Source organism: Brevibacillus daliensis (assembly GCF_021245735.1).
In the GTDB taxonomy this organism is placed as follows: Bacteria; Bacillota; Bacilli; order Brevibacillales; family Brevibacillaceae; genus Brevibacillus_B; species Brevibacillus_B daliensis.
In genome coordinates, this window is record NZ_JAJISB010000022.1 from 105,367 (window position 1) to 120,081 (window position 14,715).

General features: G+C 36.8%; 18 protein-coding genes and 1 pseudogene. 10 read left to right on the forward strand and 9 right to left on the reverse strand.

Features of this window, described 5'->3' with window-relative positions:
• Positions 1-3 precede the first annotated feature (3 nt).
• Together LM917_RS16070 and LM917_RS16075 are read right to left on the reverse strand one after the other, a co-directional pair.
• Positions 4-942 (reverse strand): ABC transporter permease, encoded by a 939-nt coding sequence (locus LM917_RS16070; protein WP_232698570.1) that lies wholly within the window; start codon positions 940-942, stop codon positions 4-6.
• Positions 943-1,043: 101 nt separating this feature from the next.
• Positions 1,044-2,528, reverse strand: coding sequence for a pyridoxal phosphate-dependent decarboxylase family protein (locus tag LM917_RS16075; RefSeq protein ID WP_232698571.1), 1,485 nt, complete (start codon positions 2,526-2,528; stop codon positions 1,044-1,046).
• 507 nt (positions 2,529-3,035) lie between these two features.
• Between LM917_RS16075 and LM917_RS16080 the strand changes: the two genes are divergently transcribed.
• The 3 genes from LM917_RS16080 (at position 3,036) to LM917_RS16090 (ending at position 5,996) form a co-directional block, all read left to right on the forward strand.
• Positions 3,036-4,061, forward strand: coding sequence for an alpha/beta hydrolase (locus LM917_RS16080; protein ID WP_232698572.1), 1,026 nt, complete (start codon positions 3,036-3,038; stop codon positions 4,059-4,061).
• Positions 4,062-4,526: 465 nt separating this feature from the next.
• Positions 4,527-5,138 (forward strand): hypothetical protein, encoded by a 612-nt coding sequence (locus LM917_RS16085; RefSeq protein ID WP_232698573.1) that lies wholly within the window; start codon positions 4,527-4,529, stop codon positions 5,136-5,138.
• 720 nt (positions 5,139-5,858) lie between these two features.
• Positions 5,859-5,996, forward strand: coding sequence for a hypothetical protein (locus LM917_RS16090; protein ID WP_232698575.1), 138 nt, complete (start codon positions 5,859-5,861; stop codon positions 5,994-5,996).
• A 233-nt stretch (positions 5,997-6,229) separates the two neighbouring features.
• Here LM917_RS16090 and LM917_RS16095 read toward each other — a convergent pair whose 3' ends face one another.
• Positions 6,230-6,619 (reverse strand): GNAT family N-acetyltransferase, encoded by a 390-nt coding sequence (locus LM917_RS16095; RefSeq protein ID WP_232698576.1) that lies wholly within the window; start codon positions 6,617-6,619, stop codon positions 6,230-6,232.
• Positions 6,620-6,795: 176 nt separating this feature from the next.
• On the opposite strand from LM917_RS16095, the gene LM917_RS24450 reads away from it, so the two are divergent.
• Entirely contained in the window at positions 6,796-6,924 is a 129-nt protein-coding gene (locus LM917_RS24450) for a hypothetical protein (protein ID WP_255668345.1), read from the forward strand.
• Positions 6,925-6,959: 35 nt separating this feature from the next.
• Here the strand turns inward: LM917_RS24450 and LM917_RS16100 are convergent, their stop codons facing one another.
• Positions 6,960-7,214, reverse strand: coding sequence for a hypothetical protein (locus LM917_RS16100; RefSeq protein ID WP_232698578.1), 255 nt, complete (start codon positions 7,212-7,214; stop codon positions 6,960-6,962).
• A gap of 427 nt (positions 7,215-7,641) precedes the next feature.
• On the opposite strand from LM917_RS16100, the gene LM917_RS16105 reads away from it, so the two are divergent.
• Positions 7,642-7,875, forward strand: a complete 234-nt coding sequence (locus tag LM917_RS16105; RefSeq protein ID WP_232698579.1) for a hypothetical protein — start codon at positions 7,642-7,644, stop codon at positions 7,873-7,875.
• Positions 7,876-8,416: 541 nt separating this feature from the next.
• Here LM917_RS16105 and LM917_RS16110 read toward each other — a convergent pair.
• On the reverse strand, positions 8,417-8,758 hold the full coding sequence (locus tag LM917_RS16110) for a hypothetical protein (RefSeq protein WP_232698580.1): 342 nt from the start codon (positions 8,756-8,758) through the stop codon (positions 8,417-8,419).
• 1,362 nt (positions 8,759-10,120) lie between these two features.
• Positions 10,121-10,261, reverse strand: coding sequence for a hypothetical protein (locus LM917_RS16115; RefSeq protein WP_232698581.1), 141 nt, complete (start codon positions 10,259-10,261; stop codon positions 10,121-10,123).
• 351 nt (positions 10,262-10,612) lie between these two features.
• Between LM917_RS16115 and LM917_RS16120 the strand changes: the two genes are divergently transcribed.
• From LM917_RS16120 to LM917_RS16140, 5 genes and pseudogenes are all read left to right on the forward strand, one after another.
• Positions 10,613-10,855: a hypothetical protein gene (locus LM917_RS16120; protein ID WP_232698582.1), complete on the forward strand. Its 243-nt coding sequence runs from the start codon at positions 10,613-10,615 to the stop codon at positions 10,853-10,855.
• A 423-nt stretch (positions 10,856-11,278) separates the two neighbouring features.
• Entirely contained in the window at positions 11,279-11,581 is a 303-nt protein-coding gene (lepB, locus tag LM917_RS16125) for a signal peptidase I (RefSeq protein ID WP_232698634.1), read from the forward strand.
• Positions 11,562-11,807: pseudogene (locus tag LM917_RS24640) on the forward strand (tyrosine-type recombinase/integrase); the annotation flags it as partial. The gene lepB and the pseudogene LM917_RS24640, both read left to right, overlap by 20 nt.
• Before the next feature lie 241 nt (positions 11,808-12,048).
• Positions 12,049-12,495, forward strand: a complete 447-nt coding sequence (locus tag LM917_RS16135) for a GNAT family N-acetyltransferase (RefSeq protein WP_232698583.1) — start codon at positions 12,049-12,051, stop codon at positions 12,493-12,495.
• 226 nt (positions 12,496-12,721) lie between these two features.
• Positions 12,722-12,919, forward strand: coding sequence for a hypothetical protein (locus tag LM917_RS16140; protein ID WP_232698584.1), 198 nt, complete (start codon positions 12,722-12,724; stop codon positions 12,917-12,919).
• A gap of 75 nt (positions 12,920-12,994) precedes the next feature.
• On the opposite strand, the gene LM917_RS16145 is transcribed toward LM917_RS16140, so the two are convergent.
• The 3 genes from LM917_RS16145 to LM917_RS16155 form a co-directional block, all read right to left on the reverse strand.
• Positions 12,995-13,552: a hypothetical protein gene (locus LM917_RS16145; RefSeq protein ID WP_232698585.1), complete on the reverse strand. Its 558-nt coding sequence runs from the start codon at positions 13,550-13,552 to the stop codon at positions 12,995-12,997.
• Between the two features lie 18 nt (positions 13,553-13,570).
• Positions 13,571-14,062, reverse strand: coding sequence for a zinc metalloprotease (locus LM917_RS16150; RefSeq protein WP_232698586.1), 492 nt, complete (start codon positions 14,060-14,062; stop codon positions 13,571-13,573).
• 95 nt (positions 14,063-14,157) lie between these two features.
• The gene (locus LM917_RS16155; protein WP_232698588.1) at positions 14,158-14,700 is read right to left on the reverse strand and encodes a hypothetical protein; all 543 of its coding nucleotides are present in this window, start codon (positions 14,698-14,700) and stop codon (positions 14,158-14,160) included.
• Positions 14,701-14,715 lie beyond the last annotated feature (15 nt).

Below are 14,715 nucleotides of genomic sequence, written 5' to 3' on the forward strand. Positions count from 1 at the left end.
GAGTCACTTCGCTTCCATTTTAGAATTAACATTGCTTATTACGCTTCTGTACTTCTTTTTTCTTTTTTTTCTGATAATAGCAATTAATTTTGGCGCAATCAGGGCAAGAATGACAATCGAAGCGGTCATCAGCTTCATGTCTGAAGGATTCAAACCTACCCGTAAGGCAATAGCCACAACAATACGATAAACAATCGCTCCGCCAATGGCTGCAAGGGTTGCCACAGCAATGCTCCGGCTGCCGAATAATACTTCACCGATAATCACGGAGGCAAGAGCAACAATGATCGTACCAATCCCCATCGATATATCAGCGAACCCTTGATACTGAGCCCATAAAGCCCCCCCAAGTGCAACAAAACCATTGGATATAGCAAGTCCCAAAATAATCATATTGTCCGTGTTAACCGAAAAACTTCGGATCATCCGCGGGTTATTACCAGTAGCCCGGATACACAAGCCGATTTCAGTACGCAAGAACCAGTCTATGAATAATTTTGCCAAAAGCACCAGAACACCAATGCCAATTAGAATAGCAAACGACTCCGTGGAAAACAGGGATTGGGATAGAGCGTTCATTTGTGAAAGAATCGTTTCCTGATTGAGTAAGGGGATATTTGCTTTTCCCATGATTCTTAAATTGATCGAATACAGCGCAATAGCGGTTAATATCCCGGCAAGTAACGCATTTATTTTTCCCTTCGTATGCAGAATGCCTGTAAAAACTCCTGCAAGGCATCCAATAACGATGGCAGTTACTGTACTTAACAGCGGAGAAAGCCCACTGGTGATCATCGCAGCTGCCACTGCCCCTCCTGTTGTAAAACTCCCGTCCACCGTCAAATCGGGAAAATCTAATATCCGAAAAGTAAGATACACCCCAAGCGCCATGATGCTAAAGATTAAACCAGCTTCTAAAGAACCGATTAAAGCGTTATACAATGAAGACACCCCTTCATGTTTTGTTGCTAACAATAAATCTGAATTTTCCGTAAATTAAAGGTGTATGGAGATCACTGCTACTTCAGTGACCTCTATTTTTTCTACAAGGAATGATCAGCAACTACTCTCGACTCAGCGAGAATCGCTTTCGCATTCGATACGACACTGCTTACGACTCCCTCAACATCTTCTTTGCCGGTTCTAAATCCTAAAATACAGATGCGCAGCGCTAATTCTCCGCGCAGACGGGTAGTTGCAATGAGATAAGAACCTTCAGCAACAACACGGTTACAAATTTCTTGATTTAACGTTTCTAATTCGCTGGAATGGTCCATTCCTTTTGGATGAATACGGAAGCAAAGAATTCCGAATTGGGCAGGAGATAATATTTCAAAGTCCGGATTTTCCTTCATCAATTCTTCTGCAAACAGAGTAAGATCCATCGCTCGGTCAATGGCCTCGGTAATCGCCTGCATCCCAAAGTAGTTCACGGACATCCATATTTTTAACGCGCGAGATGCTCTTGTCAGCTGCTCGCCGTATTCAGAAAAATTCACTTTGGACTGTGATGCAGCGGCATCCTTAAGATATTCCGGGTTGACTTGAAAGGCGTCCCTTAGAAGACTTGGATCTCGTGCCAATAAACAGCCGCATTCAAACGGAACAAACAGCCATTTATGGGGATCGATCGTGATACTGTCTGCCCTCTCTATCCCGCTCAGTGCTTGTTTTCCACGTTCTGTAAGAATAGAAAATCCCGCATAGGCTGCGTCTATATGAAGCCAAATTTTCTCATTCTCACAGAAATCGGCAATTTCGTGCAAAGGATCAACCGTCCCGGTATTGGTTGTCCCAGCACTAGCAACTACCATGAGTGGCAGTAATCCTGATTCCCGATCTTGATGAATAGTAGTGATGAGTTCCTCTACCTTCATTTTGAACTGATCATCCACCGAAATTTTTCTTACCTGCGAGCGAGGTATCCCAGCCATCCACGCTGCTTTCATGACAGAAGAGTGCGCTTGATCCGAGGCATAAATGACAAGGCGAGTAATGTCTGCATAATCTGTTCCGAGGACATGATGTCTGGCTGCAACAACAGCGGTGTGAGTTGCTGCAGATCCCCCAGGCGTCATAAGTCCTCCGGTACCTTGGGGCATCCCAAACCATTGTCGAAACCAATCAATCACAACAAGCTCCATCTGATTGATGCCGGCCGCCATATCCCAAAGTCCCGTAAAGAAGTTAAAACCGGATACGAACCAATCCCCCAGCACGGCAGGAAAAGTCGGACAGCTCGGAACATAAGCAATATAACCAGGATGAGGCTCTCGTGCCGTATTTGGTAAAACATCATGGTTCAATGTTTGCATAATAGCGTCAAATGAGGAGCCTTCCATTGGCGGTTCCTTTGGCATCAATTTTTCCGCTTCATCACGTGGCATCGTGACGTATACAGGCTGTGATCGTAGGCTTGACAGATGCTTGGCAACGATATCGGTAACTTGATAACCCATTTCCTTCATGGTGTCATAATCCAAATCTAGTGGAGATCGATCCGTAATTCTGTTTTTGATCTTGTCCATATGACGTCACCTCTTATTCAATCAATTAGTAGATTCGTTACTCTCGAAATCCTTCTTCCGTTCATTTCTTCATTATAATCCTGTCACCATGCCCCTCCCTGAATTAATATTTTTTAATTTAGAGAATAGTGTGAATTGTTTGATATTAAATGTTTGATACGATAAGATTAGTGCATACTTTGCACACTGTCAAGTAGTTTCAACCATCGCTCCCGAAGGAAAAAGAACTCTGCTCCCTTGCTAGGCGCAATCGAGTAGAAGGGGGTGACTAGCCCCCGTCCTCTCACACCACCGTACGTACCGATCGGTATACGGCGGTTCACCACTGAATAGCTTGTTGGATTAAGCGGTAGATAAGTACTCAGCTATATAATCAAAAGGTAAAAGAATTACCCCATCAGTATTTGATGGGGCTTTCATCTTCTTCTATCTCCTTGTTCCTACAGACTGTACATGTTTGGCGGATACGTGGAAGATAATAACTAACAAAGAAGGGGTGAAACACAATTGACAACAAAGAAAAAGTTTTATCAAAAAAAAAGATGGATGATTCCGATTTCTATCATTGTCATTCCTATTTTACTTATACCCATTATTAATCAGTTTACGCCTACATTTAGGGCTTTTGTAATCAAACAATTATTCGAAGCAAAACCGTTTGCATCACCTAAAAACATTGAAACGATTAAAAAGCAAGTTGTTGTAAAAAAAGATGTTGTTTATGACGAGGATGGACTTGAAAATAGTATTTTAGATATTTACTATCCGAAAAACGCTAATAAAATCCTTCCTGTTATTATGTGGATACATGGAGGAGGGTTCGTGTCAGGTAGCAAGGAACAAACGCAGGAATATGGAATGGCACTAGCTAATGAAGGATATGTAGTGGCAAATATAAACTATGCCATTGCACCTGGACAAAAATACCCCGGTCCAGTCATCCAAGCTAATCAGGCTCTGAAATACCTTCAGAGTAATATCGCAATATATGGTGGCGATATGAATAGATTATTTATAGGTGGCGATTCCGCTGGGGCTCAAATTGCCAGTCAAACTGCAGCAGTCATCTCTAATGAAAAACTAGCAAAAGCTATGAATATACAGCCTCATATTGATAACAAACAAATAAAAGGCCTACTCTTGTTTTGCGGGCCTTATAACATGTATCGATTTGAAGAGCATCAAGCATCTACATTAGGAAAGTTTTTTGTTGATACAATGTTTTGGTCATACACAGGAGAAAAAGATATCAAATCATTCCCTAAAATAGATGAAATATCAACAGTTAAACAGATAACACCTAATTATCCACCTGTCTTTTTGACAGTTGGAGATGCTGACCCTTTGGCCCCGCACTCAACAGATCTTATAGAGGCTCTCGAAAGAAATAACGTGGAAGTGGAGAGTGTTTTATTTGATGGAACCAAATCTGAATTAGGACATGAGTATCAATTTGATTTTTCCTCATCACATGCAGAAAAGACGTTAGGGAGAACAATTGAGTTTTTACATAAGCATAGCAATGGTTTATGAGATTAATATAACTTAAAATCTACCAGCTTCTTTTCTGCTAAGGGGACGCCTTAGCGAATCAAACAAAACATACAAGTTTTAAAAAGCCTATATACTATTTCAAATTTATTAAGTCAGCAGAATAACTTATAACAGGAAGGCCCTCTAACGGATTATTATCGTCAGAGGGCTCCATCTATTATCGATTAACTGGCTCTGGACCAAATCGTTTTACATGGGGAAATATTCAAAATAAATTAGCAATCTATTATAATCAAGCAACATTATTTTATTTGAAATCAGTTTGAAATAATATATAAACTATTCAAATATTTTTCTCATAAATAATGTTTACTCTAAAAAAATTTACAAATTATTATATTTATATTAAATTAAATATAAGATATTTTTACTATATAGAGGGAGTTATAATAGTAAATTAGGATCAATTATTATTTTCTTTCATATTTTAAGGAGGAGAGAAGTTTGTCATCAGAAAAAAAATATACTCTACTAAACTTAGATTTTACAGAATCTTTAATTAAAGATTGGCACAAGCTCCAAGATGAATTAAATTATTACTTTAAAAAACCAATAAACCTTAGATTTAATGATCATATTAAAATTTTTATTGCACTTCCGTTAGTCACTGCTATCATTACTTTAATAATATTTGGACGTAAGGATGGAAAATTTATCTTTGATGTGCTACCCGATTTATTTTCATTCTTTTTCCTTGTGATCTACCCACTATCTATTTTCATTATTAATAGAAATGCAATAGTAGCAAAGAAAAGAAAATATGCAAAAAGGATACAAGAAATACCTATCCTACAAAAGAAATTATTTCAAGAGCTTAAATCTAAAAGCGACATTCCAGAGGACTATTGGTACTTATATGCTCTCGAAAAAATGAAGAAATACATTAACAATAATCGTGCTGACTCTCTTAAAGAATGTATAAATCTCTTTGAACATGAAGAGCAGCACTATGCAAGAATGAGAGAATTACGAAACATAAAGTTACAACAAGAGGCTATTTCATCAAAAGTTGATGATATTGCTACACTAGGTTGGTATAACTTGTTCAGAAGATAATTAAAAATAAATCTACCCTAGAAAGCATATCTCCTAGCTACACAAATTCGAATGTCATTTTGCCTAGTCACAATGTCTGAGAGCCAAATTTCATAATCTAAGTAATTTCTCTTGCATTTAAGAGTTTTTTCTTAGACAGACGAGCCTATCCCACAAGGAATAGGTTCGTCGCTACACAATTTGCAATTTTTTTCTGTGCTCTAGTCACCATTGCTTGTACATTTCTTTTTGAAACACACAATAATTTAGCCTTTTCCTCAAATAAAAATCCTTCGCATGTGTCTCTTCATTCACTTTAACGCTGCCGCTTGCTGGCTCCCCAATACTGGAACACCATTAAGTACATTATTAAGAAATTGCTCAACAAGAGGCTTAGACCGATAGTCTTTGCTGATCACGGTTTAGCAGTAGTTCACCCTCTCAAAAATAACATGAAGTTATTCAGTCCTCGCCGAATTCGTCCCTCAACAACTTTAATGCAACTGTTCTTGAGGAATCATCAGAAAACTATGCTGAATTATTTGTCGAATTTGAACCCAGTTCACCACATCTATGCGACCTATTCCTGAATGATTTAATACGATTACATAAAAAGTGGAGGGAGACCACCCCTCCACTTTTTATGATTTAAGACACACATGCAATAATGCTATATATCAGCTTGGTGAGCACCCTAAAATCGTATCGGAACGGTTAGGTCATAGTAGAGTTGGAGTCACAATGGACGTTTTTAGTCATGTCATGCCGGACATGCAAAAAGATGTAGCTGACAACTTCGAAAGAATGGCTGCTATTGTTGCTATCCTTCCCTATATGTCTGGAAGCTTTGCTGTAACGAATGCTGCTGTAGCTTTATAAAAAAGTTTGATCAAAACAATACTAATAACCTTAATAAATATACAAACAGAAAGAACGTGTTTTGAAAAAGATTAAGCAACACATGCTCCTTCTCTGTTAAATGAATGATTCTTTTCTAGAAAAGTTCGCTCATTTCTGATTAACCTGCCCTTTTTGTTGCATAAGAACAAGACTGCCTAATGACAGCCTTGTTCTGCTATTGTCCACAATAGTTCAATAAAAAATCTTTTAATCTATATTTGCCATACTCCTCCTGAGGAAGAAGAAAAGCCACAAGTTCTATAAAAATTAGTATTGTGCTCCTCATATGAAACGGTTACAATCCCTAAGCCAAACCGTTCAGATTCTCGTAATAATTCTTTTACCAATTCAACTCCGATTCCCTTCTTTTGATAATCGGGATGAACGATAATATCTTCCATGTATCCATGTTCTAAGCCCATTCCACAAACATATCCAAATGCTATTAGTTTATTATCAGCGTCTCTAACCCCTGCCCAGAAATTGCAACGCTCAAATAAAGTAGGATATTCTTTATCACGTCTTCCCCATCCAACAAGTTCTCTTAAATCTGGTACTTCGTGATTACATATTGGCATATTAATAATAACTTCATATTTCATCTAATCCCTCATTTCTTCAAGATCAATAGAGTTCAATAAAAATAAACCATATTCCTTCTTCGACTAACCTACTGTACCTTGGATACTTTTTTATTTTCATATATTCCCAAAGAATTACAAATATGTTATATTATTGTCATAACATTCTATAAATTCTTATTTTTGGAGGTGAGATTATGAAAAAGTTTTTGGCTATAGCATTTGCAGTTATGATGGTTATGTCTATTTCTGGTGCTGCATCTGCTGCTAATGAACCAAGTGGTTGTTGCAAAGGACCATGGGGACCTTGCTGTATACCAAATTAGTTATTGAGAGAATTGCCTCCTAGCGGGGGCTTTTCTTATTTCTCCATATAAGCAGTAATATCCACGGCTTTGGCTTTTAGAAATGTTAGTGTTACACTAGTCGGTGCAGATTCGTATCCTCTTTCAGCTACTATCATTCCTCTCGATGATCCTCTGTCCCAAAGGTCCAATATACTCTCTGCCCAATAGTTGTAACCGCCTATTGTTGGTCTCATACAAAGATAATTATCTCGTTTCTTGGATTCTTCCATCATCTGAAGCATGCCATCACCTGTTGTTGAAAATATCAATTTATCAAGCCAGTCCTCCCACTCTTTCGTTAATGTAGACTGACTCGTCTTTTACTTTCCACCCTAAACACTTCGCAACTTTAGCATCAAATTTACATCCTTCTTGCATCCCTAAGTCCCTTCCCTTCAAATGTGATACAATCATTCTGAGGTGTTCACATGATGAAAACAAAAATGAGACTAATTCTCCTATTGATCAGCGGCTTAATTATATCTATCAATGGCGTTTATCGTCTTTTAACAGAACCAGTATCATTCGTCCCTATCTTGTTTACTTTGTGCGGCTTAGTTGGAGTGATAGGAACACTTGTGGATATTAAACGTAAGAAGATATTTTCTGAGTAACTATCGTAATGTTTTGATACATACTGTTAATTAACTGCCTTCGAACATATAATGGACGTATTCGAAAGTGAGGTGTACATTCATGGAATTCCGCTATCATGAACCTGAATATCCATCTATCACTCTCTTCCTTACTAGATTTTTTGTTAGAACAGAATGTATCTTCGAACAAGAAACCTCTTTCTCTCTACCAACTTTATCCCCCGGGGATGAATTAGAGCTTAGGGATGGTACGTTATACATTATTGATAAACGTCAATTTGGATTCAATGAAGATGCATTTGTCACCGTTTATTTCATGACTCCAAAGAAATGAATATACAAATCGTGTTTTGTGTTTGGTCACTGTATGGTTCGTCTTCTTTTCCACCACTCGCAAGCTAATCTCCTACATGTTGATTAATGTCTATTAATGCAGCTAGTCGGAGTTGTTCTGCGTTTTTATTTATTTGCTCCAAATAAGTCTTTGCTCTCATCCGTTTCCGTTTTTTTACATGCATATATATTCTTATGTTAGAATTTACAAAAAAAGGAAAATCGGTGTGCCAAATGAAAAAGAACCCTCTTTGGGTGAACGTCATTGTAATAATTATCTTTGTAAGTACAATAGTTGGCCTTTTTACAGATTTTCCGAACGGGAAAGCCCATGCAGGACTTTAGTCCGCCTTTAGGCATGGGATGAAAGTGAGGTCAGACAAGGGGTAGCTTTTGCTGCCTTAGTTGTTCCGCCTAAATATAAATAGAACCTATTCCTTATGGGATAGGTTCTGTTAATGTTGTCTACAGATATTTTACCTTTCAACAACTGATTTCTTACAATACTCGGAGTTTAAATATTCGTTTAAATATTCGATTAGCTAAAATCCTTTTATTTTAAATATTTTCTTACATAAAATTTTTACTAAAAATACAAGTACAGCAGCTGTAATTGCAGCTAACACATATGAAGATAACATGTCAAAAGCCACTTCAGCATAATAATAAAAATATGAACAAATAAACGTTGGCAACAATAGGCTTTTACCAATTAAATAACCAATTAGAATAATAGGAAAAAAAACCATAGTAGCATATAGATACCTCTCGAGGTTACCTATATTCATAAAATAAGCAAAACCTAACGGTGGCACGAAATGAAGAAAATATAAAAGTACTATCGTCACCACAAAGCTTATCAACAATAAAATGGTTCGCTTCATTTTTTCTCCTTACTAATTTGGATTAATTACTGTAAAATACCATAGGCTTGATGCTGATCTACCTAAATATAAATACGCATCGCCACTGGTGGTAGCCTAATGATCGTTCACTACAATAAATTTGTTGTCATACTCCCTATCAAAATAAAAACGATCAGTAAAAGTTGTCTTATATGAAGTGTACCCTATATAAGTAAGCGTCTGTGCTCCATAAGGTGCTTGATTCATAGAAACATAATGGCGGTTATCCATTTCCTTTTTATAAGTTTTATAGCTTGGATCTAGTCCCAACTTCAAACTCGCTCCACATGTGAAAAGGACCTCGAAATATTTGATTCCGAATATGTTATGGCAACTTATAGATGTAACGCTGTACGTCATTCCACATCTTCCTTATCACATCGTACGTTGTGTTAACTTTCATGTAAATTCCCTTCCCTTTTACAAATCGTGTGTTTTGTTTTATTGCTTGTAGAAGCAATGCTTTAGCATGTACGTTACCGACATTAACCCATTTTTGTTTTCAGGATAATCAATTCTAAAGCTGCCCTCATACCATAACTATCATGGTAAGGAAGGGGGATCGATTTATGGATCCTATTGAACACCATCAGGAGAGAATGCACCATCATTTAAGGCATGCCGATCACTTTCGCTCTTTAAGTATGATGCATCGGCATGACCGAATGAGGCATCACGAGTTTTCTGAAAGAGAACATTTCCATCGCATGAGAGCGCATCACCATAGAATGATGATGCATCACCATAGGAAGATGATGCATTCACATTAACATTAATTGCACCAAAGGCCCCCTTATTGGGGGGCTTTTTATTTAATTAGATAAATTAATTACCGATTTGTTAAGCAACAAATTCATATGCTGCCTTACAAATTGCTTCGGGCAATGACTTGTACTCCGAATGTGCTGTGTAAGTTCGATCAAAAACAAATTCGCTATCGATTTCCTCACACTTCGATATTTTCACAATCCAAACATCGTCGTAGTAATTTCTATTTCACGGCTACCATCACCTTATTTACCAGCGTTACGATGATCTCTTTTTCCGTCATTGTTCTTCTCCCTTCTGTAACAATAAGTTCCTTCTTACTACTAACAAATTTGCAATGCCGCTCTCTTCTGACGAGTATTTACTTCCTATCTGCATTTGTGCATATGGGTAGATTTCAGTTTTTTCAAATTGTTGATTTAGTCATCTGAGTTCTTTGCCAAACGAGGAATAGAAATCATTATGAGATGCAGCATCTTCTATTTTCTACTTAATACATTCAATTCACTCTGTTGCTTCCATCGCATCATTCCTTATTTTCCCGAGCTGAGAGCCAAGTGTTCGTGGGAAGTATTACTTCACCTCTTCCAGCGCTTGCTCGGGTGATTCGGCTGACAAAGTAATGACCAGTTCTACTACCCCTGACTGACCCTTGATCTTGTAAACAGTCATTTTCCCCTCCCCGCCTTTCTTTCCATACCACTTATCAAGCATTTCAATATTCCCACCTTTATTCAGTAGCGTTTAAATAGCTTTTTACTTCTTCATCTTTCAAAATGCTGTTCTTTACCATTCATATCACCTTCCCATTTACATATCGTGTGTTGTGTTAAATTGTAGTTCAAGTGGCTTTCATAAATTAGGCTCAATTTAGGCTAGTGTGATTAGTTAAATCGCCCAAGCATTCAAACGGAGTGATACATACCTATGAATAGAACGAAAAGGAGGGAGCATCATTGTCACGTAAATGCTGTAGATGTAAATGCTGTAGGTGTATGTGTGAGTCGTCATGTTCTATGAGGTTTAATGATCCACCGCCTTTTCGTGGCCGAGGAGGATTTGGCCGTGGATTTGAGTCACCTGGTTTTAGAAGGTTTCGAGAATCACCTTTTTTCTTTAGGCAGTCACCTTTCTTCTTCAGGGACTCACCTTTTTTTGGACGCCGCTTTTTCCGCTAAGCAACACGCGACAGGTTGTTTCCTCCTGAGAAACAGCCTCTTTTTCTCCAAAATCTCTCTGCCTGACCTTCCTTTTTTTGTTCCAGGTTTTACACTACACAAGCACACGGTAGATATGCTTTTGCAGTAATGATGGTTATGTCTGTTTCTGTTGCTTCTGAACCCCAAGGGTGTATCAAAGCGTATTATTATTTCGAGATTTGGTGAGTTAGAATCGCCTCCTAACAGGGGCTTTTCTTATTTCTTAGCATCAATCTCTCTGCTCGTTGGCTTCCTCCTTTGATTAGGGATAGCTTTGATAGATTTCTTGAAAATCATCAATCATAATGATCTTTTTGTGCTATTATTAGTTAAAGTAAATATATGGTAAGATGATTCTAATGAAAGTATTATTGATATTAATGATATTATTCTCAGGGGAAGTTGACTCACAATCAACTATGAGCTCATTTATTGCAGAAGGTAATAGTATGGCTCCTTTACTTAAATCAGAAGAAAAATTTGTTGTGATAAAGGCTACTATTCAGAGCATTCGGTCGAGCGTGGAGATGTTATCGTATTTAACGCTGATAATAACATGATGCATGTTAAACGAGTTATTGGTATCTCAGGTGATACTGTTCAATCTAAGGAAGATGTTTTATATATAAATGGAAATCCCTTTGACGAACCATATCTATTAGAATACAAACAAAAACAGGACGGAATTCAATTTACAGATGATTTTGGACCTTATACAATTTCACAAGGAAGTGTATTTGTACTTGGTGATAATCGGGTGAGTAGTATGGACAGTCGACAATATGGACCAATTGAGATTGAGAAAATAAAAGGACGATCTTATGATATGCACTGATGAAGGTAAACCTATTTAACCCAGAAACCTTGTAAGGCATTTTGATAGAATGATCATGTTCCAAGGGTCAGGGGTCCAAAAGATTCGTTTTCACGATTTACGTCATACTCATGCGACAATTCTCCTCCAGCTTGGGGAACACCCCAAAGTTGTATCCGAACGATTAAGGCATAGTCGAGTATGTGTTACTGGATCTGAGTCAATATCTTGGACACATAATAGCTAATTGTTAAGATGCTTTTCTCAGCAAATTCTTTATTGCTTCAGGTGGTTTGTACCCTAAACCTCCATGTATTCGTTTATTTAAAAAATGTTGAATATATTATTTAGAAGTATAAATCCTAATTTTAAGGAGGCGTTGTCGATGAAAAAAGAAATAGTATTCTTTGGGCGTAAATATGAGGGGATAACGTTTCACTAGCCCAAAAACTGCGTGGTTCCCTTCTATATTCGAAAGGGGTATCATATTGAACAAAATATCTTTAAAACCCATTGACAAAAGTAATTGGGAAGAAGCTATAAAATTATCAGTAAAAGAAGAACAACGTACATTCATTGCCTCCAATCTTTATTCTATCGCAGAAGTTCAATTTTTAGATAACTTCTATGCAAAAGGTATATATCTTGATAATAAATTGATCGGGTTTACAATGTTTGGAATAGACTCTGATGATAATAATTATTGGATTTATAGACTTATGATTGATAAAGAATATCAAGGAAAAGGTATAGGTATACAGGCTATATTTCTCGTTATTGAAAAGATAAGAAGCATTAATAATAAAAATATTCCTCTAATTATGATTGGTTATACTCCTAAAAATCTTTCTGCGAAAATTGCTTATAAGAAGGCTGGATTTATTGAAACTGAATTATCATCTTGGGGTGAACAACTGGCGAAGTTTACCTTATAAAGCCTAATATTTTGGGAAGGATTTACTTGAAAAAAGAGTAAATCCTTCCTGAAATATTCCCATTACTTTAATCTAGAAGCTATGCTTTTTATTAATAAGACCATCATAGGCCTTGGCCTTGCTATGTATGGTAGGTATTCATCCAATTGTATATGGACAATTATCTAGAAAGTATACAGCCAAATATAATATCAGGAAAATTAAGATTATTAAGGAGGAACATTCATTGAATCGAGACAGATCTGAGCAACAACACGTTGTTATTCCAGTTCAATATCATCCATTTCAATACTATCCAGCTTCTGATCAACCTCCTCTTGAATATTTTCTCAATTACTTCTATGCATCGTTTTGCTTCGTTTTTAGAAAGGGAATTAAAATAATGAAGAATGGCTTAGATTACCATCATTTACAAATGGACTAAACATTAAATTTTATATATTTAATTCATGAAAAAAGCATTTCCTTTTTTTATTGATAATGGCTTTTTTCAAATAAACTATTTAGCTGAGTTAATCTCTTGAATAAATGATTTCGTGTTTAAATTTTGTAATATTCCATTTATTTCAGCTTTTCCTTTTGAAGTTACTCTTCCTTCTTTATCTATCCTCCATAGACCGTCTTCAAAACTATATGACCAATAACCTCCATATGATGTCTCTTGATCTAGGAATAAAATTACTTCTTCACCAACTTCAAGAAATTCCTTTGAACTGTCGCTTCTCTTACCATGTTCATAAAAAGTGATTTCCTCACCTACGTTCTTACCATGCAATACTTCATCGACTTGAATAATAGCTGGTGTTCTAGACCAAACAAAATCTGGTCCTTTTTCTTGTTTCTCATGCTCTGTGATTGTATCTAGAGTTTTAATAACTCGACCTTTAACCACCGAATTTACGTAAGAATCTAAAGTTTCTTCAAGAGAGTTAACTTCTACAGTTGTTGCAAGTCCATGACCAACCCCTTGAATATTGTTACTTATTAATCCATATGTTGTGCCAGACACTAATCCTAATGCTATAACAATTAGCCCTATACCTATCCTTTTTTTCATAATTTTCATCCTATTCTACTAATATTTTTTATTTAAAGCTCTAACATCTGTAGATGTTGGGTCTACGCTAGGTAATCCTGAACCAATCATGATTGTACTATTAGATAAAGCATAATCCCAATGGCCTAATCCTAATCCATGACCAAATTCATGACCTATAACACGTGCTCTTGCACCATCTAGAAATGGCGTAGTCGTAGAATTTAACCAAATTTCTATATAAGTTATTTTATCATCACCGCAATCTGGCCAGTCGTCTGGATGAGGATTGCATGTAATGTTATCAGATACTAATTTAGCCCAACCAACAGTCCTTGTGCCCCAACCTTTATCAGCGAAATAATATTGATCTTCCTGAAATAAATCAACATTTGATTTTTGAAATGATGCCTTAGTTGCTATTAAATTTCCTCCTTTGTTTTTCCACATTGGTAGTGCCATATCTAGAGCATCATCTGCATAATCAGGTGCTTCATCAGCATTAACTTTAAAGACAGCATATACCCCCACAATACACCTCGATCAATTGGCTCAGCAAAAACTGAATATGAAAAGAATGTTGCTCCAACAAAAAGAGTTAATAAAAATAGCAAACCTTTTACTTTTTACTGAAATTTTAAACAATTCCAACACTCCTCTAAGAATTTCATTCGCCCCATAGTAAAAGGACCTTCTTCACCAGTGGCAGCTTGCTTGCTCACTTCTTTTACCAAAAGTGCTCTTTCTGATTGAGTCTTGCCCTCTTTAATCGCCTTTTTAAAAGACTGGAGAAGATGATTAGAGGACATATCATTCATGGCTGGCACCAGTTTATTCAGTTTTTTAGAAAACTTAGTTGCATTCTTGTTCTCTATTTTCCACTTTGCTCCTGAGTTAATTCCTATAGCCTCAGACTCTCCTGCAAGTTGAAATATTGGCATAATCGAGTTAAAAAAAGCTTCTTCAAATTTTTCTTGAAAGAATTCACCAGATTGGATTTTTAGAATTACTTTCCACAGCTCTTTGTCATCTACGGCTAATTCCTCGTTTAATTCCTGTATGGCTTCATCCATTGCTTTCCCTTGAAGAAGTAATAGATCTGAAATTGACTCTTCACCGTCTTTATATAGCTTCTCTAATAACTTCCGTTCTGCAAAGTTCAGTTCCAAACTACCAGCAAGTCG

Coding starts and splice junctions, on each gene's coding strand:
- LM917_RS16115 (WP_232698581.1), bottom strand. CDS start 10,261: ATGCTTGATAAGTGGTATGGAAAGAAAGGCGGGGAGGGGAAAATGACT.
- LM917_RS16145 (WP_232698585.1), bottom strand. CDS start 13,552: ATGAAAAAAAGGATAGGTATAGGGCTAATTGTTATAGCATTAGGATTA.
- LM917_RS16095 (WP_232698576.1), bottom strand. CDS start 6,619: ATGAAATATGAAGTTATTATTAATATGCCAATATGTAATCACGAAGTA.
- LM917_RS16075 (WP_232698571.1), bottom strand. CDS start 2,528: ATGGACAAGATCAAAAACAGAATTACGGATCGATCTCCACTAGATTTG.
- LM917_RS16110 (WP_232698580.1), bottom strand. CDS start 8,758: ATGAAGCGAACCATTTTATTGTTGATAAGCTTTGTGGTGACGATAGTA.
- LM917_RS16105 (WP_232698579.1), top strand. CDS start 7,642: ATGGAATTCCGCTATCATGAACCTGAATATCCATCTATCACTCTCTTC.
- LM917_RS16090 (WP_232698575.1), top strand. CDS start 5,859: ATGGACGTTTTTAGTCATGTCATGCCGGACATGCAAAAAGATGTAGCT.
- LM917_RS24450 (WP_255668345.1), top strand. CDS start 6,796: ATGAAAAAGTTTTTGGCTATAGCATTTGCAGTTATGATGGTTATGTCT.